This window comes from Thermomicrobiales bacterium (assembly GCA_041390825.1).
Taxonomy (GTDB): domain Bacteria; phylum Chloroflexota; class Chloroflexia; order Thermomicrobiales; family UBA6265; genus JAMLHN01.
The window spans coordinates 70,898-96,841 of record JAWKPF010000017.1 but is presented as its reverse complement, the minus strand read 5'-3'; the positions used below and the strand labels follow the sequence as shown (position 1 = coordinate 96,841).

The 25,944-nt window shown below is 60.9% G+C and carries 25 protein-coding genes, 1 other RNA gene and 1 pseudogene; 16 read left to right on the top strand and 11 right to left on the bottom strand.

Features of this window, described 5'->3' with window-relative positions:
* Nucleotides 1-382 (bottom strand): beta-ketoacyl synthase N-terminal-like domain-containing protein (locus R2855_11050; GenBank protein MEZ4531546.1); only part of this gene is annotated, 382 nt, incomplete at its 3' end.
* 101 nt (nt 383-483) lie between these two features.
* Between R2855_11050 and ssrS the strand changes: the two genes are divergently transcribed.
* A non-coding RNA gene (ssrS, locus tag R2855_11045) (6S RNA) lies at nt 484-616 on the top strand.
* 26 nt (nt 617-642) lie between these two features.
* Complete coding sequence (locus R2855_11040) at nt 643-1,665, top strand: hypothetical protein (protein MEZ4531545.1); 1,023 nt, start codon at nt 643-645, stop codon at nt 1,663-1,665.
* Between the two features lie 65 nt (nt 1,666-1,730).
* On the opposite strand, the gene rpsT is transcribed toward R2855_11040, so the two are convergent.
* On the bottom strand, nt 1,731-2,000 hold the full coding sequence (rpsT, locus tag R2855_11035; GenBank protein MEZ4531544.1) for a 30S ribosomal protein S20: 270 nt from the start codon (nt 1,998-2,000) through the stop codon (nt 1,731-1,733).
* A 105-nt stretch (nt 2,001-2,105) separates the two neighbouring features.
* Here rpsT and murJ point away from each other — a divergent pair, with 105 nt between their 5' ends.
* Genes murJ through aspS form a run of 4 tightly spaced genes read left to right on the top strand, consistent with a single transcriptional unit; the run spans nt 2,106 to nt 8,396 of the window.
* On the top strand, nt 2,106-3,785 hold the full coding sequence (gene murJ, locus R2855_11030) for a murein biosynthesis integral membrane protein MurJ (GenBank protein MEZ4531543.1): 1,680 nt from the start codon (nt 2,106-2,108) through the stop codon (nt 3,783-3,785).
* 41 nt (nt 3,786-3,826) lie between these two features.
* Nucleotides 3,827-5,695: a translation elongation factor 4 gene (lepA, locus tag R2855_11025; protein ID MEZ4531542.1), complete on the top strand. Its 1,869-nt coding sequence runs from the start codon at nt 3,827-3,829 to the stop codon at nt 5,693-5,695.
* Nucleotides 5,696-5,700: 5 nt separating this feature from the next.
* Nucleotides 5,701-6,543, top strand: a complete 843-nt coding sequence (locus R2855_11020; protein MEZ4531541.1) for a MazG family protein — start codon at nt 5,701-5,703, stop codon at nt 6,541-6,543.
* A 35-nt stretch (nt 6,544-6,578) separates the two neighbouring features.
* Complete coding sequence (gene aspS, locus R2855_11015) at nt 6,579-8,396, top strand: aspartate--tRNA ligase (protein MEZ4531540.1); 1,818 nt, start codon at nt 6,579-6,581, stop codon at nt 8,394-8,396.
* Here the strand turns inward: aspS and R2855_11010 are convergent.
* The 5 genes from R2855_11010 to R2855_10990 all read right to left on the bottom strand — a co-directional run bounded on the left by R2855_11010 (nt 8,378) and on the right by R2855_10990 (nt 13,757).
* A complete protein-coding gene (locus R2855_11010; GenBank protein MEZ4531539.1) occupies nt 8,378-9,880 on the bottom strand; it encodes a UDP-N-acetylmuramoyl-L-alanyl-D-glutamate--2,6-diaminopimelate ligase in 1,503 nt (500 codons plus the stop codon). The genes aspS and R2855_11010 overlap by 19 nt on opposite strands.
* On the bottom strand, nt 9,877-10,920 hold the full coding sequence (locus R2855_11005) for a peptidoglycan bridge formation glycyltransferase FemA/FemB family protein (GenBank protein MEZ4531538.1): 1,044 nt from the start codon (nt 10,918-10,920) through the stop codon (nt 9,877-9,879). Before R2855_11005 ends, R2855_11010 begins: the two co-directional genes overlap by 4 nt.
* Nucleotides 10,920-11,879 (bottom strand): HEAT repeat domain-containing protein, encoded by a 960-nt coding sequence (locus tag R2855_11000; GenBank protein MEZ4531537.1) that lies wholly within the window; start codon nt 11,877-11,879, stop codon nt 10,920-10,922. The genes R2855_11005 and R2855_11000 overlap by 1 nt, the downstream gene beginning before the upstream one ends.
* Nucleotides 11,845-13,551 (bottom strand): hypothetical protein, encoded by a 1,707-nt coding sequence (locus R2855_10995; protein ID MEZ4531536.1) that lies wholly within the window; start codon nt 13,549-13,551, stop codon nt 11,845-11,847. The genes R2855_11000 and R2855_10995 overlap by 35 nt, the downstream gene beginning before the upstream one ends.
* 74 nt (nt 13,552-13,625) lie before the next feature.
* Nucleotides 13,626-13,757, bottom strand: coding sequence for a hypothetical protein (locus tag R2855_10990; GenBank protein MEZ4531535.1), 132 nt, complete (start codon nt 13,755-13,757; stop codon nt 13,626-13,628).
* 212 nt (nt 13,758-13,969) lie between these two features.
* Between R2855_10990 and tatA the strand changes: the two genes are divergently transcribed.
* The 6 genes from tatA (at nt 13,970) to R2855_10960 (ending at nt 18,618) form a co-directional block, all read left to right on the top strand.
* Nucleotides 13,970-14,203, top strand: a complete 234-nt coding sequence (gene tatA / locus R2855_10985; protein ID MEZ4531534.1) for a twin-arginine translocase TatA/TatE family subunit — start codon at nt 13,970-13,972, stop codon at nt 14,201-14,203.
* Between the two features lie 134 nt (nt 14,204-14,337).
* Nucleotides 14,338-15,090, top strand: coding sequence for a signal peptidase I (gene lepB, locus R2855_10980; GenBank protein MEZ4531533.1), 753 nt, complete (start codon nt 14,338-14,340; stop codon nt 15,088-15,090).
* Nucleotides 15,091-15,225: 135 nt separating this feature from the next.
* Nucleotides 15,226-15,777 carry a bifunctional nuclease family protein gene (locus tag R2855_10975; GenBank protein ID MEZ4531532.1) on the top strand — a complete coding sequence of 184 codons (552 nt, stop codon included), beginning with the start codon at nt 15,226-15,228 and terminating at the stop codon, nt 15,775-15,777.
* Between the two features lie 35 nt (nt 15,778-15,812).
* Nucleotides 15,813-16,214, top strand: a complete 402-nt coding sequence (locus R2855_10970) for a hypothetical protein (GenBank protein ID MEZ4531531.1) — start codon at nt 15,813-15,815, stop codon at nt 16,212-16,214.
* A gap of 141 nt (nt 16,215-16,355) precedes the next feature.
* Nucleotides 16,356-16,886, top strand: coding sequence for an NAD(P)H-dependent oxidoreductase subunit E (locus R2855_10965; protein ID MEZ4531530.1), 531 nt, complete (start codon nt 16,356-16,358; stop codon nt 16,884-16,886).
* A gap of 4 nt (nt 16,887-16,890) precedes the next feature.
* Entirely contained in the window at nt 16,891-18,618 is a 1,728-nt protein-coding gene (locus R2855_10960; GenBank protein ID MEZ4531529.1) for an NADH-ubiquinone oxidoreductase-F iron-sulfur binding region domain-containing protein, read from the top strand.
* Between the two features lie 54 nt (nt 18,619-18,672).
* Here the strand turns inward: R2855_10960 and R2855_10955 are convergent, their stop codons facing one another.
* Both R2855_10955 and R2855_10950 read right to left on the bottom strand, forming a co-directional pair.
* The gene (locus R2855_10955) at nt 18,673-19,149 is read right to left on the bottom strand and encodes a hypothetical protein (GenBank protein MEZ4531528.1); all 477 of its coding nucleotides are present in this window, start codon (nt 19,147-19,149) and stop codon (nt 18,673-18,675) included.
* Entirely contained in the window at nt 19,082-19,666 is a 585-nt protein-coding gene (locus R2855_10950) for a hypothetical protein (GenBank protein MEZ4531527.1), read from the bottom strand. Before R2855_10950 ends, R2855_10955 begins: the two co-directional genes overlap by 68 nt.
* Nucleotides 19,667-19,853: 187 nt before the next feature.
* On the opposite strand from R2855_10950, the gene R2855_10945 reads away from it, so the two are divergent.
* The 3 genes from R2855_10945 (at nt 19,854) to R2855_10935 (ending at nt 22,021) form a co-directional block, all read left to right on the top strand.
* Nucleotides 19,854-20,399: an SH3 domain-containing protein gene (locus tag R2855_10945; protein ID MEZ4531526.1), complete on the top strand. Its 546-nt coding sequence runs from the start codon at nt 19,854-19,856 to the stop codon at nt 20,397-20,399.
* Between the two features lie 27 nt (nt 20,400-20,426).
* Nucleotides 20,427-21,458: a prephenate dehydrogenase/arogenate dehydrogenase family protein gene (locus R2855_10940; protein ID MEZ4531525.1), complete on the top strand. Its 1,032-nt coding sequence runs from the start codon at nt 20,427-20,429 to the stop codon at nt 21,456-21,458.
* An 89-nt stretch (nt 21,459-21,547) separates the two neighbouring features.
* The gene (locus R2855_10935) at nt 21,548-22,021 is read left to right on the top strand and encodes a hypothetical protein (GenBank protein MEZ4531524.1); all 474 of its coding nucleotides are present in this window, start codon (nt 21,548-21,550) and stop codon (nt 22,019-22,021) included.
* On the opposite strand, the gene R2855_10930 is transcribed toward R2855_10935, so the two are convergent.
* Together R2855_10930 and R2855_10925 are read right to left on the bottom strand one after the other, a co-directional pair.
* Entirely contained in the window at nt 22,018-22,374 is a 357-nt protein-coding gene (locus R2855_10930; GenBank protein ID MEZ4531523.1) for a hypothetical protein, read from the bottom strand. The genes R2855_10935 and R2855_10930 overlap by 4 nt on opposite strands.
* 135 nt (nt 22,375-22,509) lie before the next feature.
* A pseudogene (locus tag R2855_10925) lies at nt 22,510-23,012 on the bottom strand (methionyl-tRNA formyltransferase).
* On the opposite strand from R2855_10925, the gene R2855_10920 reads away from it, so the two are divergent.
* On the top strand, nt 23,011-25,932 hold the full coding sequence (locus R2855_10920) for a DUF2298 domain-containing protein (protein ID MEZ4531522.1): 2,922 nt from the start codon (nt 23,011-23,013) through the stop codon (nt 25,930-25,932). The pseudogene R2855_10925 and the gene R2855_10920 overlap by 2 nt on opposite strands.
* Nucleotides 25,933-25,944 lie beyond the last annotated feature (12 nt).

Here is a 25,944-nt window from a genome sequence, read left to right as displayed (position 1 = left end):
CGAGCAGCGTTTCCATGCCGGTTTCGATAGTCTCGATCGCGCCCATTCCAGTTGCAATGAGCGCCCCCGTGCGATACGGATCGGGCGCGCCAGTTGTGAAACACGCGTTTTCGGCTGCGGCCATTGCGGCTGCGACGCCGAACTGGCAATAGCGGTCCATCCGCCGGTAGTCCTTCTTGCCGAGGATCTCGTCCGGCATGAAACCCTTGACTTCCGCGGCAATCGTGGTTTCGAACCCAGCGGTATCGAAGCGGGTTATCGGCCCAACGCCGGACACACCTGCGAGCAGATGCCGCCACGTGGTTTCCGCATCGAGCCCAACCGGGGAAATTGCGCTGACTCCCGTAATGACAACGCTGCGGCGCTGGGTTGAGTTTGTCATGCCTGCACTCCTTGTCGACCGGCGCCTGCCGGTTCGCAGTCGAAAAGTATCGCATCCGAGTGGCGCATCTCGTATGGCGCGTGGTGTACGCTCTTGGTCTACCGACTCTGCGGTGTGCGTGCATCGTGGCGTGGTCGTGAGCCGATAAATCACATGAGTCGGGAACCGCTCGAATGGTTCCCACCTGCTAGTGCAGGTTCAGGACTCCGTCACACACGGCATTGCGGGGTCGGCATCCTCGATTTCTGGAGAACGCTTCCGTGCTGTTCGTCATTCTTGGGTCCGATCGAGCGTTGGCCAGACATGCGCTCGGTCGCCAGCTCGCCGCGCTCGATCCAGGCGGGATAGACACAGACCGAATCGATGCCGCCAGCAGCTCGTTCGACGCGATGTTGGCCGCGGTGACCGCTGTCCCCTTTTTCGGGTCGAACCGCGTGATCGTGATCGAAGGACTGCTCAGCCAATCCGCTGCAAAGGGCGGCAGAGGTGGAAAGGCAAAGGCGGAAACCGATGTCGCGCGGCTTGTGGGGTCGATGCCGGAAACGACAAGACTAATTCTCTTCGAACCTGAAATGGCCGAACTCAGCGCATCGATCAGGAAGCAACTTCCCGATGGCGTCACTGTATCGATCAATGAGGCGCCTCGCGGAAACGCGTTGATCGAGCTCGCGCAAGACATGGCTTCTCGCCAGTATTCGAGCCTGGACAAGACAACAGCGCGCGCGTTGCTCGACCGGCTCTTCCCTGCCTACTGGCCGCAGGCGCCCGCGAATCGCGCGTTCGACAAGCCACCCTCCATGGAGCTTCTCGAATCGGAACTGGCGAAGTTGGCGTTGGCTTCGTATCCCGGCCCGATCACAGTAGGGATCATCGACGAGATGATTCCGCAACGAAGCGAAGAACGTATCTTTCCGCTGCTCGATGCGGTGATCGGGGGCAACCAGCGAGGGGCGCTCGGGGAAGTGGGGAATGCACGCCGCGCCGGGGAGGACCCGAGTCGAATGTTGGCGCAGATCTATCAGCAGACGGAACTTGCGGTAGCGGTAAAAGCGGCCGGTCGCCCCAGCGACCCGGTGCAAGCCGGCCGCGCGCTTGGACTTGCCAATGCAAACCGCATGCAACCGGTGGAACGAGCCGTGCAGCGGGCGCGCATGGCGCCGGTTCGGCAGCTGAGGCTGGCGCTCGAGAACGATCGACGAATCAAGACGGGCCGCATTCGTAACCCGGAGGAAGGGTTGGTCGATCTGGTGGTGCGCGTTACCGGGCAAACAGAAAACCGGTAGCTGGAACGCCACCGGTTTTTCCGCGCGCCGGCCCATTGCCGACAAGCTACCTGCTCGCGGGGAATCTAGCCCGCAAGCAGCGTGTTGTACTTCTTCATCAGGCGGGACTTGCGCCGAGCCGCATTGTTGGGATGGATGACCCCGCGGTTCGCCACGCGATCGAGCGTGCTGATCGCATCGCCCACTGCTCCGGCCGCAAGTTCGGCATCGCCTTGTCGAATTGCCAGCTCGGCCTTCTTCACGTAGGTGCGAGCTTCAGTTCGATACGGGCGGTTCCGAAGTCGCTTTTGCTCGGCAACCCTGATACGCTTTTCAGCCGACTTGCTATTCGCCAATTTCGGTTCACCTCAATAGAGTCAGGAATCCATGGTCTTCGCAGCATTTCGACACCACGAAGCTGCGCCCGCTCATCGCGTCGCGACGGGCAATGATACCAAATCGTGACCGCCCGCATCAATGATCCCTTGCCGGCGTGGGATGCACCGGTCAGCGACGACTTCCCCCTAGAGGAAGGCGATATCTATGCTGGCGGCGATGCGCCGTCTCCGGCAGGGCGGTCGATGGCCAGGAGCGCGGTTATCATCGGCGTCGCATTTCTTGCGAGCCGAGTTTTGGGGCTGCTCCGAGAGATCATCCTGGCGAACCGTTTCGGCACATCCAGCGATTACGACGCCTACGTCAGCGCGTTCCGCATCCCCGATCTGCTCTTTCTCGTCATTATGTCCGGCGCGTTTGGCGCCGCCTTCATTCCCGTTTTCGGCGGGCTCCTGGCGAAGGGAGAAAAAGAGAACGCGGACCGGCTCGCGTCGGCGGTCATCACCTGGACAGCGCTGACCACCGTCGTCCTTGGGTTGATCACGTTCGCGCTTGCGGGGCCCTTGATGCGGACGGTCGTCGCGCCCGACTTACCGCCGGCAGCGATGGATCTCGCCATTCAGACGATGCGCATGTTGCTGCTCTCCCCGCTTCTCCTGGGAATGGGCATTGCAGCGAAGGGAATCCTGGAAACTCATCTCCAGTTCACACTGCCGGCGCTGGCGCCGGTTGTCTATAACCTGGCGATCGTCCTGGCGGCCATTTTCCTCGCACCGGAATACGGTATCGAGGGTGTGACGTTTGGGGTGCTCATCGGCGCGCTCCTGCATGTTGGGATTCAGATTCCCGGTGTCGTGCGAACCGGACTTGTCTTCCGCCCGACCCTCTCGCGGAATGTCGCAGGGCTCTCTGAAGTTGGGGTTCTTCTGCTCCCGCGCGTGGTTGGGCAAGCGGCGTTCCAGATCAATTTCGTGGCGGTCAATCACTTTGCCTCGCAGGCGGGTGAAGGAAGCGTCTCTGGCCTGAATTACGCCTGGCAGATGCTCATGTTGCCGAACGGCGTGCTGGCCCTCAGCATCGGAACCGTGGTTTTCCCGACAATGGCCGCGCAATGGGAGCTCGGTGAGATCGACGAGTTTCGAAACACGCTTCAACGCGGTTTGCGTCCTCTGCTCTTCTTGCTGATTCCGGCCACGATCGGCCTGTTCGAGTTTCGAACCTCGCTCTTTCAGACCATCTTCCAGAGCGGAAACTTCGACGCGAATTCCACCATTCTCGCCTCAGAACCGTTGGCATTCCTCTCGCTTGGGCTCATCTGGTACGGGCTCGTCGAAGTGCTGGCGCGCACGTTCTATGCGATGAAAGACACGGTAACGCCAGTGGCTGCCGGCATTCTCATCATCGTGCTGAATATCATCCTGTCGAAGCTGCTGCTGGATTCCATGGGACATGTCGGTTTGGCGCTTGCGCTCAGCGTGAGCACTGGCGTCGAGGCGTTCATTCTGTTCGTGATTCTCCGGCGGCGCATCGGGGGATTTGGCACGGAGTTCGGAGTCTGGCTTGCCAAGATCGTGCTCGCAACCGCGGGCATGGCGCTCGTTTCGGCGTTGACTGCTACCCAACTCGAGGAGATTACCGGCGACCCGGACATCAATCGCGCCGTTCAACTGGCTTTTCTTGGCATGGCTGTAGGCGCTTGCCTGGCCGCCTATGTGCTGTTCGCCTGGCTGTTGAGCATTCCTGAAGCGCGCAACCCGATGGAGAAGATCCGGGGTCGCGTGCGGCGTCTCGCGCACATCGGCTAGATGGCTATGTGCCGATCCAGCAGTCGACTATAATCACGCGCATGTCGGTCGATGCCTCGCTCCTGGTTGGGATGTCTCGTGGTGCCCGGATCCCCCTGGAGCGGATCCGGAATTTCAGCATCATCGCCCATATCGACCATGGCAAATCCACCCTCGCCGACCGCCTGCTCGAGTACACCGGTACCGTCGAATCGCGCCAGATGGTGCAGCAACTGCTCGACTCCATGGATCTCGAGCGGGAAAAGGGCATCACCATCAAGGCCCGAGCCGTGCGCATGCAGTTCACGGCCAGGGACGGCCTCGACTATCAGCTCAATCTGATCGACACCCCTGGTCACGTGGACTTCTCGTATGAGGTCAGTCGTTCGCTGGCGGCGTGCGAAGGCGCGTTGCTGGTGGTGGACGCCAGCCAGGGGATCGAAGCCCAGACACTGGCAAATGTCTACCTGGCACTCGAGCAGAGTCTCGCGATCATTGCCGTCATCAACAAGATCGACCTTCCGAGCGCGAATCCAGAAGGCGTACGGAAAGAAGTAGAAAACGTCATCGGTTTGCTGGATGACGAAATCGTTCCCGCATCTGCCAAGACCGGTGTCGGTATCCCCGAGGTTCTCGAATCGGTCGTCACGCATGTTCCTCCACCGAGTGGCAATCCAGATGCTCCCGCCCGGGGCCTGATTTTCGACTCGCATTACGACCCGTATAAGGGCGTGATTGCATATGTCAAGATGGTCGATGGCGCGATCCACAAGGATGACCGCATCCGCTTGATGGCCACCGGCAAAGAGTCGGAAGTCCTCGAGCTCGGATACTTTTCACCGGGAATGACTCCGGTCGACGGGCTCTATTGTGGTGAGGTTGGCTACATCGCGACGGGATTGAAGGCCGTCAAAGATCTTCAGGTTGGCGACACCATCACGAGCGCCGCACTCCCTGCGGCCGCGCCGGTTCCGGGCTATAGGCCAGCGAAGCCTATGGTCTTTGCGGGGCTCTATCCAGTCGAGGGCGAGGAGTACCCGATGTTGCGGGACGCGCTCGACCGTTTGAGTCTGAACGACGCGTCGCTCGTCTATGAACCTGAATCTTCCGCCGCGCTGGGGTTTGGGTTCCGCGCCGGTTTTCTTGGTCTTCTGCACATGGAGATCATTCAGGAACGCCTGGAGCGCGAATACAAGCTCGAACTGCTCACAACGGCGCCGAGCGTGGAGTACGAGGTGCTGCTGCGCAGCGGCGAGATCAAGGTGATCGACAATCCGTCCGACTTGCCTGATCCCGGATCGATCGACGAAATCCGCGAACCGCGGATGAACCTCACGATCATCGTTCCGGCACGGTACATCGGGAATGTGATGGAACTCGTGACCGCACGGCGCGGGGCGTTCAAGGAGATGACCTATCTCGATGAAGACCGCGTGCAGTTGAACTTCGAGATGCCGCTGGGTGAAGTGATCATCGACTTCTACGATCAGCTCAAGAGCCGCACCCAGGGCTACGCGTCGCTCGACTACACCTTCAATTCGCTCCAGCCGGCCGATCTGGTGAAGCTCGATGTTCTGGTCAACGGCACCGCGGTCGATGCGCTCTCCATCATCACCCATCGCGACGAAGCCTATTCGCGCGGTCGAGAGTTGGTGAATGCGCTCCGCCGTTTGATCCCGCGCCAGATGTTCGATGTGCCGATTCAGGCGTCGATCGGTAGCCGGATCGTCGCGCGCGAAACCGTCAAGGCGATGCGCAAAAACGTGCTTGCCAAATGCTATGGCGGAGACATCACGCGCAAGCGCAAGCTGCTGGAAAAGCAGAAAGAAGGCAAGGCGCGCATGAAGATGGTCGGCAGTGTCGAGATTCCCCAGGAAGCCTTCATGGCCGTGCTGAGCCTGAACGACAGCAGTCAGAATGCGAAGAGCTAGTTTCAGTGCATTCGTCTGAGCAGGTCATTGTTGCCGAAGAGCTGCTGCGCCGGATCGAGGAAGCGCCGTTCAGTGGCCCGATGCTCGACGTGGCGGCAACGCGCCGAACCCGCGTTTTGGGGTTGAGCGAAAAGCAGCTTGTGAGCATCATGGCTCTGCTCGAACGAGCATATGGGCCGTACGAGAACGTCGACGTGCGTCCGAACGACGACCTGCTCTTCGATCTCGACATTGCCCCAATCCCGGTTGCCGAGAACTGGCGAAGCGCCCAGCGCCTTCACGAGATCATCGCCTATCTCCGCTCGCCCCAGGGTTGCCCCTGGGACCGGGCACAGGACTTGCAGAGCCTGTCGTCCAAGGTCGCCGAAGAAGCTTACGAAGTGGTCGATGCGATCGCCGACGGAGACTCCGGCGAGCTGGCTGGTGAGCTCGGCGACCTTCTCCTGATCGTCGCGCTGCTGACCCAGATCGCCGAAGAACAGGGCGCGTTCACCATCGAGGATGTCTACGAAACGGTGAACCGAAAGTTGATCCGGCGGCATCCCCATGTCTTTGGCGATGACGCCGCTGATACTCCTGAGGCGGTGCTCTCGACCTGGCAACGCATCAAACGCGAGGAACGTGGCGCCACGGCCAAGCCACGAAGCAAGTATGATCGGCTGCCGAAGTCGATGCCGGTGATCGCGAAAGCGATGGCCATGCGCGAGGATGCGGGGGAGATCAGCGTCGATCAGGTGCTGCCCCAGGGCGATACGCTGCTGGCGATGATCGAAGCGGCGATTGCTGCCGGTCGCGACCCGGAAGCAGAATTGCAGACCGCATTCGACAACAAGTACGCAGCGAGCTGACTTGTCTCCATTGGACTATTGAAGAAGGGGTTCGTGTGTCCACGTTTCGCGATGTCGATCCAGCAGTAACCGGAAAACTGACGTGTGGTTCGCTCCGGGGAGCCAATGCCGGCGAGAACGTGGTGCTACGAGGTTGGGTGAATCGGCGACGCGATCTCGGCGGTTTGATTTTCATCGACCTTCGAGACCGTTATGGCCTGACACAGATCGTCTTCAACCCCGAGATCCAGCCAGACGCCCATGCGATGGCCAGCGAGGTGCGGAACGAGTACGTGCTGGAGGCAACCGGCATCGTCCGTGAACGACCAGAGGGAACGAAGAACCCTCGCCTGGCGACCGGAGAGATCGAGATCGAGGTCCAGAGCCTCACCGTTCTCAACACATCGTTGAATCCGCCCTTCTACATCAACGAAGAGAGCGATGTCGATGAATCCCTTCGGTTGAAATATCGCTACCTCGACCTGCGCCGGGAACGGATGCAGCGCAATGTCATCTTGCGGCACCAGATCGTGAAGTACATGCGCGACTTCCTGGACGATCGTGGGTTTGTCGAGGTCGAGACGCCCCTTCTGATTCGCAGCACGCCAGAGGGAGCACGCGACTTTGTCGTGCCATCCAGCGGTTTTCCCGGTGAGTTCTATGCGCTGCCGCAATCGCCTCAGCAGCTGAAGCAGCTTCTGATGGTGTCGGGACTCGACCGGTATTTCCAGATCGCGCGTTGCTTCCGCGATGAGGCGCAGCGCGCCGACCGGCAACCGGAATTCACGCAGCTCGACATCGAGATGTCGTTTGTCTCGCAGGAAGACGTGATGGGGCTGATCGAGCAGCTCTTCATCGAATTGACCGAGACATTCACCGACAAGTCATTCAATCGCCCGTTCTCACGGTTGACGTATCACGAGGCAATGGAGCGATTTGGCAGCGACCGGCCCGACATGCGCTTCGGGTTGGAGTTCCAGAATGTGACGGACGCGGTTCGCGGGACCGAGTTCAAAGCGTTCGCCGGTGTGATCGAGAACGGTGGGGTGATCAAGGGGATCGTGGTTCCGGGATGCGCCGACTACACGCGCAAGCAGATCGACGACATCACGGAAATCGCCAAAGCGAACGGCGCCAAGGGACTGGCGACCTTCGCCCTGCGTGAGGGGGAGATCAAGTCACCCGTCGCGAAGTTCCTGTCCGAAGGCGAGCTCGCGGCCGTTACCACTGACCTTGGCGCAGACGAAGGCGACCTTGTGTTGCTCGTGGCCGATTCGTTCGATGTCGTTTCCAAGTCGCTCTCAGCGCTTCGGACGCATTTCGGAGATGTGCTCGGCCTGGCCGATCCAAACGTGTTCCACTACTTGTGGATCTATGAGTTCCCGCTGCTTGAATGGGACGAGGAGGGGCAGCGCTGGGATGCGACCCACAATCCCTTCTCGGGATTTCTGGAAGAGGATCGTCCGCTGCTCGCGACTGATCCCGGCGCCGTGCGCGCCAAGCAATACGATCTGACCCTGAATGGCTTCGAGGTCGGTGGCGGGTCGGTCCGAATGCACACTCGCGCCGATCAGGCGATGATCTTCTCCATGATGGGCCATTCTCCCGAAGCGCAGCAGGAGCGGTTTGGCGCGATCCTGGATGCGCTCGAGTTCGGCGCTCCTCCGCACGGCGGAATTGCCATGGGTATCGACCGGTGGGTGATGTTTGCGGCGGATGAATCCAACATCCGCGAAGTCATGGCCTTCCCAAAGAATCAGCGCGGCGTCGATTTGATGTTCGATGCGCCCTCCCCGATCGAGGAGCAGCAACTGGTCGATGTCGGGCTATCGCTGAGGCCGAACGTCGACAAAGATCAAGCAGCCCGGACGTAGCCCAGCGCGTTCAGCAGTTGGGCGGCAACTGCCGGCTCATCCCAGGGAATCTTTTCGCCGTTCCAGATAATCGAGCGTTCATGCCCTTTGCCAGCCAGGAGGACGATGTCTCCTGGCTGGGCTCGCTCGAGAGCCGCTGCGATCGCGTCGCGTCGCTCGACAATGGTCAGGAAGTCGACTCCGGGCGTCGCGCCGGCCGCTATCGCGCCATCGGCGATCTGGCCGATGATCGTTTCGGCATCCTCGAAGCGTGGATCCTCGTTGGTGAAGACGCTGAAATCCGCCAGGCGGGCCGAGACGCCGCCCTGCAGCGCGCGCTTGGGCACGTCGCGCTCGCCTGCACTTCCGCTGACTGCGATGATGCGACTCGTCGGACTCAATGATCGCAAAAGGACCAGCAGTTTCTGCAGTGATTCAGGCGTGTGCGCATAGTCGACGATGACAGAGAATGGCTGGCCCTCATCGACGCGTTGCATCCGGCCCGGAATCGCCGGGGCCGTCGCAAGCCCTGCCGCGATCTCTTTGATATCGAGTCCCATGGCACGTGCGATGCCAATCGCGGCCAGTGCATTCTCGACATTGAACTGTCCGATGAGCGGGCTTCGCATTGACACCGTGGTTCCGCCTAGTGCCAGGTCGAACGACGTCCCGTCAACGCTGATGTCGATGTTCGATGCGAAGATTTCAGCGTCGCGATCGAGACAGCTATATCGCAGAACGGTCGCGCCCGCGGCATGCGGCAGGACGGCCTGGGCTCCCTCGTCATCCAGATTCACCACAGCAATGCCGTTCCTGGAGGCCACCCTGTCGAACAAGGTTGCCTTGGCGGCCCGGTATGCGGCGATCGTCTTGTGAAACTCCAGATGCTCATGGGTGATGTTGGTGACTGCCCCAACCGAGAAATCGACATCGTCGAGTCGATGCTGCGCCAGACCATGAGAAGTTGCTTCGAGAATTGCGGTCTCGACGCCTGCGTCGACCATCTGCGCCAGAAGGCGCTGAATCTCGATCGATTCAGGTGTTGTCTGTCGGGTCTCATGTTGGACGACCTGTTCCGCGATCTTCACGGAAACGGTGCCAATCACCCCGGTGACGATTCCGGCATGCGAGAGGATCGCGTCGGCCAGATAGCTCGTCGTGGTCTTGCCGTCGGTGCCAGTGATGCCGACAACCTGAAGCTTGTGGGATGGATGGCCGAAAAACGCTGCCGAAATGGGCGACAGCGCCGAACGTGAGTCCGCAACGTGAATCGCCGGCACGTCGAGGTCGATAGTCCGGTCGACGATGACCGCGACTGCGCCGCGATCGAGCGCGCTCTGGATGAAATCGTGGCCGTCCACATAGCCGCCACGAAGCGCGACGAACAATGCGCCCGGCGTGACCAGCCGAGAATCGTACTGAATGTCCTGGATTTGGACGCTCACGTCCCCCGAGACCGTCGCCCCGGGCACGGTCCGCGCCAGATCGCTCAGGGAACGAGTCATTGCGATCGACCAATCATCCGATCGGCGAGTTCGCCCAGGCGGCGATGATACGATCGCTGCACGGCAGCAGGATAGGAGACGATGGAGCCGCCAAAGCCGGTCTTGAATCGATAGAGGCCGCGCCAATCGTCGCCCTTGGTCGCTGGAACATGGTCCTTGTGTTCGTTGTCGGCTGGCGGATCGACATCGGGGATTCCCCACATGTCATAGTGCGAAGCGCCTTGCTCGCGGCCCCATTGCATGGCGAGGAACTGGAGATTGAATGCCGCGCCAACCGCTCGATACCGGGTGTCGGAGGCGCCGTACATGTAGATGGCATCGTTTCCAAACGCGGCGGCGATAAGGCCAGCCGCCGGATGACCATCGAGACGCGCAATGAACAGGATGGCGTTCTCTGGAAACCTGCGCATGAAGTCACGGTAATACTCGGCCGTATGAATGCCAAACTCATTGCGCTTCGATGTCACTTCGAGCATCGAATAGAACTCGTCGAGGGCGGACCGATCGTCTCCGGTGTGCCGATCGACGATTACGCCTTTGCGGGGCGCGAGGCGGACGCTGTAGCGCGTCTTCTGATGCATGCCGGCCAACAGCTTCTCGTCGTCGACCAGTGGAATCTTGACCGTTCGACCCGGCTGCAGGTGGTAGGAAAGAGTTTCGATTTCCGGAAACGGACGATCGGTGAAACCGACGATTGGCAAGTCGGTCTCGATCATGACATAGAGCGCGCGGTGCTTGCGGGCGCTTGCGTCGATGGCGTCGAGCAATAAACGGGCGCTTTCGAGATCATCTGCCGCTACCGCCGGACCTCGCGGGATATATCCAATGCTGACCGGTCCCTTGTGTCGATAAAGCACTTGAGCCATCGCGCGGGGCTCGCTGCCCCCGATAGCGATTCGCTCGGGCCTCCATCCGTGGTCAGCCTTGAACTCGCCCCACTGCCACGACTGCAACAGGTGACCGTCGAGCGCACGCAGCGCCTCGTTCCAGGCGTGCGGCTCATGCACGACCGGCGATTCGATCCTGGATGCGCCCGCCACTACGACTGCCGCTCGAGTGGGTTGACGGTGATCAGCGCCGCATCGAGCGCATCTTCCACGTTCTCGAGTTCCTCGAAATCGTCGTCCTGCTCCACTTGCCGGAGGACGCGGATGGCAGCCGGACCGCCGATCGAGCCCAGCGCATCGATCGCTGCCGTGCGCACTTCAGCGTCCTGGTCCCAAACGAGCTCGGCGAGATCTGGGACGGCGTCGATTTCGCCCAACAGTCCCGCGGCTCGGGCCGATTCGAAACGCAGTTCGGCGTCCTCGCTTTGCATGAATTCGATCAACTCGGGTAGCCAGGCTGCGCTCGATGTCCGCCCCATGGCGTATACCGCCCCCGCAACGACTGCTTGATCCTCATCATCGAGACCGATCCGGATGAGCTCGGAGATCCGAGGATCTGCGCCGAACGCCGCGATGGCGCCGAGCGCGCGCCGCCGTACGATCGGGGATTCGACGGGATCTTCGATGATGCCAGTGAACAGTTCGATCATCTCGTCCTTGTCGAGGACGGTCGACTGTCCGTCGGCGATCGCATCGAAGGGAATGGACAGCGCGTCGGCTGCGGCGGCGCGCACATCGTCCGACGGATCGGTTCTCAGCAGACGGACGAATGTGGGCGGCAAGTCACCCCCCTCGTCCTCCCAGAGGGCTACGAGCGCCAATTGCCGAATCACCGGGTTGGGATCATCGAGTGCAATTCGATACACCCGGTTGAAGTTGTATTCCAGCGATTCGTCCCCGAGTTCCGCCAGCGCGAGCATGAGGGCATGCCGTTCAGTGTCGGGGATATCGAGCCAGTGCGCGCGCACATATGTCACGCGAGCCCGATCCAAATCGGAGAGCGCAGCAAGCCGGGAACGTGAATAGTCGCCCCCGACGATCGCCTGGATCGCGGGGGCGAGTGTGCCGGACTCCGCGCTAGGCGGGGTTTCCCGGGATGTAGGTGTAGTCATCTGGTCCGTCTGGGTCCTTGGCAAACGCGCCGGTGTCGTCATTCTCCAGAATGGAACGGAGCAGAGTCTCGGAGAACGGGCGCTCGACATTCGCGCCAGCGAACAGCTGGGAGAATGTAGCCGTATACCCACCACCCTCGAACTGCTTGCCGAGACGCTCGAACGTCACGGCCACGACTGCCTCAGGGCGCCGGCGGGTCTTCTCGTCAAGCGGCTTCTCGCCGTTCAGGCTCGACCAGGTCTCCTCGGTCAGCAGGGATTCTTCCAGCACGCCGCAGGCGAACGAAGTCGGCCGGAAGACATAGCGTTGACGGCGTTCCTCGAGCTCGAGCAGACGCTGGCTCTGGCTGGATGCGCTCACGTACTCGACGATGAAATGCCCGTCGTTCTCGGTTGCGCGAATCGACAGCAGGGCTCCTGGAACGAGGTTCTCGTTGAAGAAGTCGTCGAGACCGACTATGAACCCACCGCGATTCGGTGTCGGATAGCGCAACTCGACCAGATAGGTCGTGTAGACCTGTGGGCACTCGAACGTCAGAACGGCGGTGCGCTGGTTCGGGGTGACCGGCGGTCCGAGCAGCTCCTGCACCTCTGCGTTGTACGGAAGCAAGCCGAGCGTGAACTCATAGAAGGTCAACACATGGCTCAGTTCCTTCCGCGACCGATAGTTCGGCGCGGCGGGAGCTTCGTCCAGAAGGTATCGATAGTCGGCGCCAATCTCGTTGGGTTTGCGCAAACCGGTGCCAATGGGCGCAAGTGCCGATGTGCTCCAGAAACGCTGTCCGCTCGTGCCGACAAATTCGAAGTCGCGATGCTCCTTCGAGAGCCGATAGTTCAACGCAAATCGCATCAGGTCGAAATCAGCCGAACGCGGACGCACATCGAGCACATCCTGAATCAGGACTTCGTCGGTCAGCGGTTGCTCTTGCTCGACAATGTAGTCCTTGAGTTTGCGCAACTCGCCCTTGCTGAAGCGCGGCACGCGATCTTCCAGCATCCACTGACCATCGAACATGGCCACCTGGCCATCGGCGCCCAGCCGTTCGATGAGTGCTGCTTCCAGATCGGTATCGGACGCATCCGACACGTCGGTGGGAGCCGATTGCGCTGCAGGTACCGTAATAGTGCGGAACGACTCCGCGGCCGCGACTGCATCGATTTCGGCCTCGGCAGCCTCGGCAATCGCTTCCTCGACCGGTTGAGTCAATGCAAAACCGGCTGCCAGACTTGTGTTCGGCCGAGCGTCCAGGTCAGTGGTCTGGACATCGAATATCGACCATCCGGACTCCATCCGCGGTCGAGGCCGAAGCATCTGATCCGAAACTTCCGGTTTGGGCGCCGGCGTCATCAGGCGAGTCGCGAAATCGTGGCTTGTGTCGGGACGGCGCGCCCCGCTGAGCGTGCCGGCCCGGGTCGCGATGATGACCGGTTTTTCGCCACTCTCATCCAGGTGGAACGAATCCGGATTCGCCTGGATGGCGGCAACCAGCGCGTCCCTGGAAATCTTCTTGTCGGCGAAGAACTCCGCGGCAGAGTCGAGTGTCAGCCGGATTGGGGCGTTCACGGACATGAACCGTCCCACGGACTGCATCAGCCGGAAGAGCTCCGCTGCGTGTTCTTGCTGGGCAGAAGTGCCAGCGAATGTTCGCGTTGCTGGCGCGATTGTTACCATCGATTCACAACTCCATGAGGTGCTATTCAGGCGCGGCGAAACGAAGCCTGGTGGCCGCGCGGTGTCGGTGGAGCTCAGCTCTTCCGGTTGCGCAACGCCTCGATCAGCGCGCGCGTCGGAAGCGGTTCCGATGCGTTTCGCAAGACTGAAACGAGAAAATCGACATCCTCGTCGGTCAACCGAACTGGTTCGGCGGGCTGGCTCATCGAGACTCCGTTCGTGGTTGGTGAAACGCCGGACGGGCAGGTATCGTCCAAACTTGCGTAGTATACTATGGTTTGCTATCTGGCCCGGTTGGGACCGGATTCGCAGTCGCCAAGTCGAGTTGCCGCGACCTGCGCTCGTCTTTATACTCGCGTCAGTTCGCCCACTTGCTCAGAACGCTTTCCGGTAGCGTGGCCGGAGGAGGATCGCAACAATGCCAAGTCTAGGCTGGCAAGAACTCGTGATCGTGCTGATCATCGTAGTCATCATCTTTGGCGCCGGGAAGCTCCCCGAGATCGGCGGAGCCATGGGAAAGAGCATCAAGGAGTTCAAGAAGGAATCCGAGGATCCGAACGCGCTCCCTGATGGCACCTCGACCACGGTGGCCTCGACTGGCTCGACCGCCAAGTCGGTTGACACCAGCCAGGTTCGCGCCGACGAGATCTAGCTCGTCATCACTGCGTCGCTTTCGAACGGCCGGGTCGTCAGATCCGGCCGTTTCTGTTTCAGGCTGACTTCAGCCGAAGATCGCGTTCGTGGAGTATCCTCATTCCCGACTTCGATGCTGACGATGGATACACAATGAGCTCAACCGACGATTCCCAGTTCTCCAAATCCGTTTCCACTGGCAACACATATTGGTCGGACGATCCGGATCCTGCGCTTTCGGACGCCGGCGAGCCCATGATTTCCACGAAGCCCGCCAAGAAGCAAGGCAGCGCGATCCGCGAGATCATCGAAACCGCGTTGATCGCGGTGGTGATCTTTGTCGGCGTGCGCACGCTGGTCCTGAATTTCAGGGTCGATGGCAGCAGCATGTTGCCCAGCCTGGTCAATGGCGAAATGCTGCTGGTGAACCGCAACGCGTACAAGAGCTGGGACCTTTACACGCTTGTCGACTGGATACCCGGCGTCGAGCATGCAGAGGCCAAGGAGCTCACCCTGTTCGACGGTCCGAACCGTGGCGATGTCATCGTCTTCAATCCGCCCGTTACCTCTGAGAAGCCGTACATCAAGCGGGTCATCGGCTTGCCTGGTGACACCGTCGAGATCAAGGACGGCGGAGTCTGGGTGAACGGGATCGAGTTGGACGAAACGTATCTGCATGGCGACACAACCGACTGCCAACCGCGCGCATGCGATCCGGTGGTGGTTCCAGAGGGGTCCGTCTTCGTCCTCGGCGACAATCGGGCGCATAGCTCTGATTCCCGGTATTTCGGAACCGTCGAAATCTCCGAGATCGTGGGCAAGGCGTGGATCACCTACTGGCCAATCGGGCATATCGGGTCGGTTCCGTCCGCCGACTACGACGAACTGGATGAAACCAGCGGCTAGCGAAGACCACGCGTCGCAACGAACCGTTTCTGGGGCGCCGAACGTTGTAGAATTCGAGTGTCGACGGAGAGAGCGCGTTGCCTCGTCCGACCGCCTCACAAACCGTTCCACCTGCGTGCCACTGGAAACCCGGTCATGATCGAAATCGTCGTCAAGAGCATCCGCTTCAATCGCATTACAAACAACCGCGTCGTGTTGCTCCAGGAACTGGCGGGCGAGCGCTATCTCCCAATCTGGATCGGAGAGTTCGAAGCGCACGCCATTGCCATGGAACTGCAAGGCGTCGAATCTCCCAGACCGCTCCCCTATGACCTCATGCGCTCGATGTTGGCCGAATTGCGTGGCTCGATCGACCATGTGATCGTCAGCGATCTCTCGATGGATGTCTTCTACGCACGGGTGGTGGTAACCGTCGATGGCCGAACCATCGAGCTCGATTCCCGGCCGAGCGATGCGATCGCGCTTGCAGTGCGAAGCGGAGCCTCCATTTATGTCGACGAGTCGGTCATGGATCGCGCGGGAGTCAGCCTGGACGACGAAGATGCTGACCTCGAGTCCGATCAACATCCGCAACGTCTGACCGAGCGTCGAAGCGAACCGCGGCCAGACGACGAGAACCTTTCGATCTTTCGCGAATTCATCAATACCCTGGATTCCGACGACTTCGAACGAGGTCGCGGAGACTAGCGTTCTCCGAACTCACTGGAGCCGCAACGAGACCAATGGACGCTTCCGACAACCAAATTCGCCGTATCGTGGTCGAGCGAATGGACCGCTGCACTGTCTGTCATCGACGATTTGTCGAGGACGATGTCGAGGTCGTGTCCCGCAAGTCAGATGTCTGGCTAATGATCGTGCAGTGCAAGGACTGCCATTCGCGCAGCTTTGCGGCGGTAGTGGGCGAATCATCTGGGCCAATCGACGCTGAGTCCCTGTTCGGGTTCCCGTCGAGAGCATCGATCGAGATCACGTTCGAGACCGACGGCGAGTATTTCGACATTCAACAGCTCGACGACGAACCCCAGCCACCGGTGACGGTCGACGATGTGCTCGAGATTCACGAGTTTCTCGATTCGTTCGACGGGGATTTCAAGTCGTTGTTCGCAGACCAGCCCAAGGGATAGTCCGCAGATCGAACGGCACGTCATTGCCGGTTGCGATGATGCGTTGACTGCGATTCCGGGCATCCCTATACTCGCGACGGACTCGAGCGCCGATTTTGCGGCGTGTTTCGGGACGCCCGCGGACTTGCCCGGGAGGGAAGAGTGGCAGAAGCAGTTCACGCGCCGGCAACCGGCAACGGAATCGATCTCGATTACGTTCGAAAGCTGATGGCTCATTTCGAGCCCGAAGATTGGCAGGAGGGGCAGGAGCTCATCCTGAGCGCACTGCAGGAAGTCAACGAGCATTTCGGGTACGTTTCGGTGGAAGCTGCCGAGATCGTAGCCGAGCGGCTCGGGACGACCATCAACCGGATTTACGGGCTGCTCACCTTCTATGCCGACTTCCGAACCGAACCCCGCGGCAAACATTTCATGCTCATGTGCCACGGGATGTCCTGCTACGTCATGGGGTCCCAGCAACTCGTTCAGGAACTGGCCGACAAGTACGGTATCGGCGACGGTGGAACCACCGCCGGCGGCGAGCTCACGGTCCAGGTCGTGAACGGATGCCTCGGAGTCTGCAACCAGGCTCCGGTGGTGAAGCTGGATGACCGCTTCCACGGACGCCTGACCAACGAGTCCTTCAACGAGCTCGTGCAGCGAGTGATCGCGGACAACCCGCGGGAGCAATAGAGTTATGGCGCAACCAACCTCCGATCTCCCTCGCTTGACGTCCAGGAAGGCGTTCGACGAATACAAAGCTCGCGCAGTCGAGAAATGGGAAGCCATCTGGAACGGCGACAAGACGGTCGTTTCGGTTGGCGTTGGCAGTTCGTCGATCCCCATAGGCGCCCTGGAGGTGCTGGCCGCGTTCGAGGCGATCGCTGAGAAAGAGAATCTGCACGTCCGCAAGACCGGCGTAGACGGGGCGGACTGGACCGATGTCCAGGTGCGCGTCAAGCGCAAGGGCGAGCCCGCGGTGGTCTATCGCAATGTCGAGCCGAGTGACGCCAAGGGCATCATCGACGGCAAGCATCGCAGCAAGATCATCGGTGTCGAAGGCGACGAAGAGTTCGACGGTCACAAGCCGCTGAACACCCTTCCCTTCTACAAGTATCAGCAGCGAATCGTGCTGCAGGACGTTGGGGTCATCGACCCTGATTCGATCGAGGAAGCGATTGCGCGTGGCGCATACATGGGGCTTTACCGCGCGCTCTTTGAGCTTTCCCCTGAGGAAGTCATCGCCGAGGTCACAACCGCGAATGTGCGCGGCCGGGGCGGCGCCGGGTTCCCTGCCGGAATCAAGTGGGAAAGCGGCCGCAAGGCACGTGTCACACCCAAGTTCGTTACCTGCAATTCCCACGAGGGCGAGCCGAACGTCTACAAGGACCGGCGCATCCACGAGGGCGATCCGCACCGTGTGCTGGAAGGAATCCTGATCGCATGCGTCGCGGTGGGAGCGGAGCGCGGCTACAACTACGTTGGTGGTGAGTATCCGCTCGCAATTCAGCGCTTCCGAAAAGCCGTGAACGACGCGACCGCGCTGGGCTTGGTTGGGCGTGACATGCTTGGTTCAGGCAAGAACGTCGCCTTCCGGCTGCGCACCGGAGGCGGCGCGTACGTCTGCGGCGAGGGCTCGGCCATGATGTATTCCATCATGGGTGTACGTGGCCAACCGCGCACCAAGCCGCCGCGCTCGGTGGAAGAAGGACTTTGGAAGCGCCCAACAGTTGCAAACAACACGGAAACCCTCAGCAACATGCGTGACATCGTCGTCAAAGGCGGCGAGTGGTACGCGCAATTCGGCACCGAAGGCTCCAAGGGCACCAAGCTGATGACCGTCCAGGGTCCCATGAAGACCATGGGATTGGTGGAAGTGCCGATGGGGATCAACTTCAAGACCCTGATCGATGAGGTCTGGGGCGGGATGCGCGACGGTTACAAGTTCAAGGGGATCCAGACCGGAGGCGTCTCGGCAGGCCCGCTGCGCTATGACCAGCTCGATGTGCCGGTGGACTTCGATTCCTTGACCGCCATGGGCGGTATGCTCGGTTCCGGCGGGTTCGTCGTTTTCGACGAGTCGGTTTGCGCGGTCGACTTTGCCCGCTACCTGACGGCGTTCAATCGCGTCGAGTCGTGTTCGAAATGCGTTCCTTGCGCGCGTGGCAATCCGACGCTGGTCGAAACAGTGGACCGCATCCGCTTCGGACGCGGTTCACAATCAGACCTGGCATTGCTGCAACGCACCTCGAAACATGTGATCGAGCTGTCGCTTTGTGGTCTCGGGCAGGTGGCTCCCATGCCGCTGCTCGGCATGATGCAGCAGTATCCCGAGGAGTTCCAGGCGCACATCGACGGGGTCTGCCCATGCGGGGTCTGCCCAGTTTCAGCCCAGGCGACCGTCGACGCCATGGCCGCCGATTAGGAAGAAGGCTCGACGCCCCGGTTCCATTTCGGAGCCGGGGCGTTCTTAATTCTGTCAGACCGTGAGATCGATTACCTGGCCGATTCCGCGCGCGATTGCTTGATCGATTGCGAACCTGGCCACCACCACGTCTTGCACCGCGTTGCCGACCGATTTGAAGAACGTGATTTCCTCGTCGTCCGCGCGCCCGATTGCGGTTCCTGCGACAAGATGGCCCAGCTCCGTTTCGAAGTGAGACTGGTCGATCAACCCGTCGTTCATCGGTTTGAGCAGGTCGCCTGCCTCCGCGAGAGCGGCATCGAGGTTGTCGATCACGACCCGCGACCGTGCGACTGTGGCCGGAGGAATCTCCTGCATCTCGGGCGTGAACGCGCCGACCGCGTTGATGTGCGTTCCCGGCCGGACATCCTCATCGCGAAACACCGGCGCTCGCGCGGTGGTGGCGGTGCAAATGATGTCGGCTTCAGCGACTGCGGATGCCACGTCGGTGTGACGACCAACGGGGGCGAGATCGGGCCAATCGGCGGCCATCGTGCTCAAGTAGCGCTCCAATTGCTCTTCCCTGGTATCGACCGCGATGATCCTCTCCGATTGGCCGCACGGCGCAAACCGCGGCTGCTTGAGTAACTCCCTGCACTCCAGCGCCGATCACAGTCAGGACGCTCGAATCCGGCCGCGCCATCAGATCACTGGCAGCGCCCGAGACCGCGCCGGTACGCAGCGCGGTGACAAAGCCCCCCTCCATCACACCGAGCGGCTCGCCGGTGACATCGTCGATCAGGCAGACGATGGCATGAAGTGTTGGGAGTCCACGTTTGGAGGGGTTCCCGGCGAAGAAGTTGACCACTTTGAAGCCGAGCGCGTGCGACGCCGGCACGTAGCCTGGCATCATCAGCATGGCGGACGGATCGTCGTTGACGTCCACCACTGCGCGAACTGGCGCCTCGGCCCGTCCCTCTGACAACTCCTGAAACGCGATCTTCATGAGCTCGACCGCGTCCTTCATGGGGACCAGTTGCTTCAAATCACTACGCGACAGCGCCAGCATTGGCTGAATTCCTCCTCAGCGCGAGTTTGCCCGTACAGGGCATCGGATGCCGCAGTGTAGCGACCCGAAACCTCAGCGCACAATGGAGCGTACAGATTGGCGTGATATACTCGCCGCGCTTCTGGTCCTGCTGGACCGCCGCGCCTGACCGAAAGTCGCCAATCCCCTTCTGATGTCCGATCAAGGTTTGTCCAGTCGCCTCCGGCAGCACTCACGCCGTTCGGGGCTGGCCGTCGGCTTGACCATGGCCGCTGCCATCGCTATCTGCATCCTTTCGTCCGCGTGGCTCTTCGGGCGCATCGAACCGTACGTCTCCGACTTCACGGGATACGAGCAGAACACCCCTGTGCCGGCAGTTGCGGCCGCGAGCGATGCGGAGGAAACGCAGGCTCCCGATTTTGGCGACGATGATGAACAGGAGGAGCCATCTGCTACCGAAGCGCCCGCGGCAACGGAGCCTTCTGGTGGACAACCAACCGTGGCGCCAGCCCAGACTGCAACCACAACGACGTTCCTGCAGACGCACGAGTCGAATCCGGATTTCACAGTCAATTTCCGGCCAGGCCCGAGCATTGATTCCGGAGAACCAGTCGCTACACTTGATCCAGGCACGCCGTTGCAGTATCTCGACGAGCAGACGACCGGCGATGACGGATCGATTTGGCTTCGCATGAAAACCGAGAGCGGCCTCGAAGGATGGCTGCGCGAAGTCGATACCGTCGAGACCAGCTAGCACCACAGACACGGAGCAATTTCATCCATGCAACGAATCGCAATCGTAGGGCTTGGCCTTATTGGCAGCTCGATTGGAATTGGACTTCGCCGATGGTCGGCCGAGAATGTTCGCGGCGGCCAACCGGCGCTCGATGTGATCGGTTTCGACTCGAATCTGGACCGGCAGAGTGAGGCCAAGAAGATCGGCGCCGTCGATCGCACCGAATGGGAGCTGCGCAAAGTCGTCGAAAACGCGGATCTGATCGTCCTTGCCGCACCAGTGCTGGCGCTCAAGGAGATCATGGGCGATATAGCCCCGCTCCTGAAGCATGGCGCCGCTGTCACCGACGTCGCCTCGACCAAATCAGAAGTGCTCAGTTGGGCAAACACCCTGCTTCCGCGCACGGTCAGTTTCATTGGTGGTCACCCGATGGCTGGCAAAGAAACCAGCATCGAGGGCGCCGATGGCGATCTTTTCCGGGGAGCGACCTGGTGCATCTGCCCGTCGGTGCAGGCAACCGACGATTCGATCCGGACCGTGCTCGGCATGGTCAATGCGCTCGGCGGGGAGCCCTACTTCGTCGACCCCGCCGAACATGACGCCTACGTTGCGGGCATCAGCCATTTGCCGTTCGTTGCATCGACTGCGCTGATGAATGCGCTCTCTGCCGATCCATCGTGGCGGGATATGAAGACGCTCACGGCCGGCGGCTTTCGCGACATGACGCGTTTGGCGAGCGGAAGTCCGGAAATGCATCGGGACGTGGTCATGACCAACAAGGCAGCAGTCCAGCGATGGCTGGATGCCTATGTCAACGAGCTTCAGGATTTCCAGACCAAGCTTGCCTCGTCTGACGAAACGGTGAGCGAGGAACTGCTGGCGTATTTCACAAACGGACGCGATCGACGCGCCGAATGGGCCGTGCAAACTTCACGCGAGGCTGAGTTGCTCGGCGGAACCGGAAACGATGGAGAAGGAGATGGATTCTCCGGGCAGATGGGGCGCATGCTCTTCGGCGGGTTCATGCGCAAACCGCGTGTGCAGAAGGACCAGAACGCCAAGACTCCAGCCCAGTAAAGGAGTCGCGTGCCGGTTGCAGTGCCGCGCTTCGGCTGGACAGCATGATCTACCATGTAGTCCGTAGCTGCCTTCACTCACCTTGCGACATGACCGATCAACTTCCCAAACCACCCAAAGAACCGGTGCCGCGGTGGCAAGCCGAAGTCGAGGAAATCCTCGAGCGGTCCGACCGCGACCCGACGTCGTTCGAGAAAGCACGCGCGGCCGCAATTGCTACGCGCTACAAGGCGCCCGATCGGGCGAAAGTCGCCACCGAGCGCGCGAGCAACCGTTTGGGTGATGGCATCTGGCTCGTCGCGGCCGTCGCTCTGGGTGTTGTGGCCTGGGTCGCGGGAATCCATTGGCCACTTGCGGGACGGGTTCTGGCGATCGCCAGCATTCTGCTGTTCGTCGGGTTCTTCGTGAACGCATTCGTGCGGTCGCGGCGGCGAAACGAATCACCCAAGCTCTGGCGCGGCCAGGACTTGAACGCGGACGATGGACCGCCATCCTGGCGAATCGGCGCGCGAAATTCGCGGAGTGATGACGACGACCCGCCCCTGGTCGGTTCCGGCCGCTAGCCGGTTACCGGTCGGACCATCGGAACCGATGGTTGCTCCGAAACGCCCGAGGTCCCCATGACCTTGCCTTCGGCGTTCGCCTGTTGCAACCATGCCTTTCCCGGAAGCGGCTTGCTTCCGGCGCTCTGCGCCATCTCGATTCTCAGGCAGTCAGCTCCGGTGACAACGAGCGGACCCTCGAGGAGCGTGCCGGGTGCGTGCTCGCCGGGACACGCCGTCACATTCGCGCGGTGTATCTGCACGGGTTGGCCATCCAGCGTCGACCACGCGCGCGGCCATTCCCACATTGCCCGAACCTGCCGTTCGATATCGATTGCGGACTGTGACCAGTCTATCCAGCCGTCGGCCTTCACGAGCGGACGCGTGAGCGTTGCGCTGTCATCGTCCTGGGGAATCGGCTGTATCGAACCGTCGATGATCCCGGGAAGCGTGTCGATGAGCAACTGCGCGCCGATCTCGGCCAGTCGAGGCGTGAGCGACGCAGTCGTGTCCTCAGGTGCAATCGGTGTGGATCGCATGGCGAGCACTGGTCCGGTATCGAGACCGGTATCCATCTGCATGAGTGTGACGCCTGTTTCGGGCTGACCGTCCAGGATTGCGGCCGAGATTGGACTGGCTCCCCGGTAGCTCGGCAAGAGCGAGGCGTGCAGATTCACCGATCCGAGCGCCGGAATTCCCAGGAGCCTCGGCCCGAGATCTTGCCGAATGCCGCCACCACGAACAGATCCGGGTCGACAGCAGCTATTGGAGCGCGGTCTTGCTCGGTGCGAAGCGATTCTGGTTGATAGACCGGGATGCCGTGATCGACCGCGAACTCCTTCACCGGCGGTGGAGTGAGCCTACGTCCGCGTCCGGCTGGTCTGTCCGGCTGCGTTACAACCAGCTCGACCGTAACCCGTTCATTCTCGGCGAGCGCGCGAAGCGCCGGGACCGCGTAGGCAGGGGTCCCGAAGTAGACAATGCGAATTCGTTCGGCACGGTTGGCGCGCATGATGCAGACTCTATCCGATTTCGGCGCTCGCGCCGATCGAGTTGTCTTGATCTCTCGTGAGGAGCGGCAATCTCTGCGCCAGCTAGTTGGTCTACGACACCGCGCCGTGCAATTGTCGCTTGCGCTGCTGGTGCTGGTTTTTTCTCTGGTTCTGGTGTCCATTGCCACCGATTCGATCGCGGGTGCGTCCGCATCGCCGCGATCGGGTGAAATCGTTGCCGATCTCGACCATTTCCAAACGGGAGACCCAGACGAGCTGATGATCGACGAGCCGGTGCAAGAGCTGCCGGTTGTCGACGACGCCCGCTGGTCAAGTGCATGGACGGACCGCACCGCGGTCGCCGTCGTTGCCTGGGTGCTCCTGCTCGTTCTTCTTGGCGTTGCCGGTCGACCATTGGCCCGGTCACTGCTGGGATCGTTCCCCGATGCCGGTCAGGGATTTGCCCGGGTGTTTCTGCTGCTCCTGGCCGCGTGGGGCGTCTGGTTTGCGGCATCGTTCGAGCTGATCGAGTTCAAAGCCATCTGGGCCTGGTATGCCCTGCTTGCGGCAGCCGTCATCGGTTGGTTGATGGCGTCGACCGGCGCTTCGAGGACAGCGGAGCGACCGTCCAGAAGAGCGATCGGCGGGGCGGAAGCTGCATTCTGGATCGTGTTCTCGCTGTTTCTCGTCTTTCGATTCATCAATCCCGATTCCTGGCACCCGATCTGGGGTGGCGAGAAACCGATGGAGTTTGCGCATATCAATGCGCTCCTGCGCTCTCCCTACTTCCCTCCATTCGATCCCTGGTTTTCGGGCGGCATCCTCAACTACTACTACTATGGCGAGTATCTCGTCGCGTTTCTCATCAAACTGACTGGAATACCCTCCGAGATTGCATTCAACCTCGCGCAGCCGACCATGATGGGCCTGGCCGCATCGGCCATGTACAGCCTGGCCGTGGCAGTTTCCACTCGTCTCAGCCGCGATCGGGTCGACCCGTTGCTGGCTGGCGGTCTGGGAGTGCTCATTTTTGCGTTGATCGGCAACCTGCAGGCGGCATGGGACCTGGTGCGGTCGCTTCCCGAATGGCCAGTCTTCAGCTTCGACTGGACATGGGCGGCCAGCCGCGCGATCGACGGCGGCATTACTGAGTTCCCCTACTTCACCGGACTCTACGCTGACTTGCATGCGCACCTGATTGCGTTGCCGATCACCCTCTCGGTGCTTGCGCTGGGATTCGCGTTGTCCACGGACAGCGCCTCACTCAGACGGAGCCTGCCGAGGTTGGTCGCGCTCGCGCTCTGTCTTGGTTCGCTCAGTGCGGCAAACGCCTGGGACGTGCCGGTCTATGCCGTCGCAGCGGTTGCCTCGATCTTCCTGTGGAGCAAGCGATTCGGCAATCTCCTGGTCCGCTTGTTGGTCACGATTGTGGTCTCCGGGGCGACGGGAGCACTGGCGTATCTGATGTTCCGGCCATTTCACGATCACTTTGTGGCGCTGTTCAGTGAAGTCGACCGGGTCAGGGCAGGCACCGATCTCGGGCAGTTCATGCTTCATCTGGGGGCGCTGCTCGGTATCATCGGTGTTTCGATGGCGGTGTCCGGGCTGCTTTCATGGTCGACACCTAAGCCAAGGTGGCGTGAACTGGCCATCGCGGTTTTCTGCCTGGCGGTGACCGCAGGGATTGCGGTGCAGGTGTATCGACCACAACTCATCGAGTTTCCCTCCGGCTCCACCGGGACGATCGTCATCTCGCTGATCGCGGCGGGCGCATTGTCCATGGTCATGCTCAGGGCCGGGACCGATGCATTCGTGGCCGCCATGGCAGTTGTCATTGGTGTCATTGGGGCGGCATATCTGGTCGCTCTGGGATGGCCCGTTCTGGCGGTCGGCCTCATTCTGGCGGCCTGCGGATTCCTGACGTTCTTCTCATTCGACGATCGCGCGACGTCGTACTTTGGTCTGGTGCTTGCCGCGGCTGGATCCATCGTCGCAGGGGTAGAGATCGTTTTCGTGGTGGACGATCTTGCGAGCCTGGAAGACTGGTATCGCATGAACACGATCTTCAAGCTCTATTACCAGGTTTGGACGCTCTCGAGCCTCCTGGCGGCCGTCTCCTTGACTATCCTGATCTCGAAACGCAGCATCGCGATCACCTCATGGAGTTCCACCCCACAGGGATTTCGGCCAACAACACAGTGGGTTCGTTCCGAACCGACGACCCGCAACCGGCTGGCCGTGGGGGCTTGCGCGCTGCTCATTGGACTTTCGCTGGTCTACCCTGCTGTTGCGACGATTCCGCGGCTCGAACAGCGGTTCGAGGGGCATCCGGAACCGGGCACGCTCGATGCGTTGGATTGGATGCGATATGGCACGATCGAAAGCGGCACCGGTCAGGTCGTCCATTTCGATGGAGATCTGGACGCCATTCACTGGTTCCAGGAACACGTGCGCGGCACACCGGTGATCGCCGAGGCGAGTATTGGTCCCTACCGAGGCAACGGTTCCCGCTTTGCGATCGCGCTCGGATTGCCGACTGTACTGGGATGGGATCGGCATGAACAGCAGCAACGGTACTACCCGGAGATCGCTCAACGGGACGCAGATGTGCGCGATCTCTACAACTCGGACAGTATCGAGCGCAAGCAGCAGATCATCGATACCTACGGGATCGAATACATCATCGTCGGCGACGTCGAACGCAAGTCCGGCTTGCCTTCGAGTCCGGCGACGCCATATGCCTCTGCGGAAGGCATCGCCGCGCTCGAGTCGATGGTCGGTCAAGGACTCGAAGTCGCGTTCGAATCCGACGGGACGACCGTCTATCGGGTTGTTTCACCGCTCGGTGCAGATGCAGGGGACCGGCCCGAAATCGTCGGTCGAAGTCCTGAGCTCGTTTCGAGCCGCTATCTTGTGTCGGTTTCGACGAGCCGAGTTTGACGTGGTGTCATC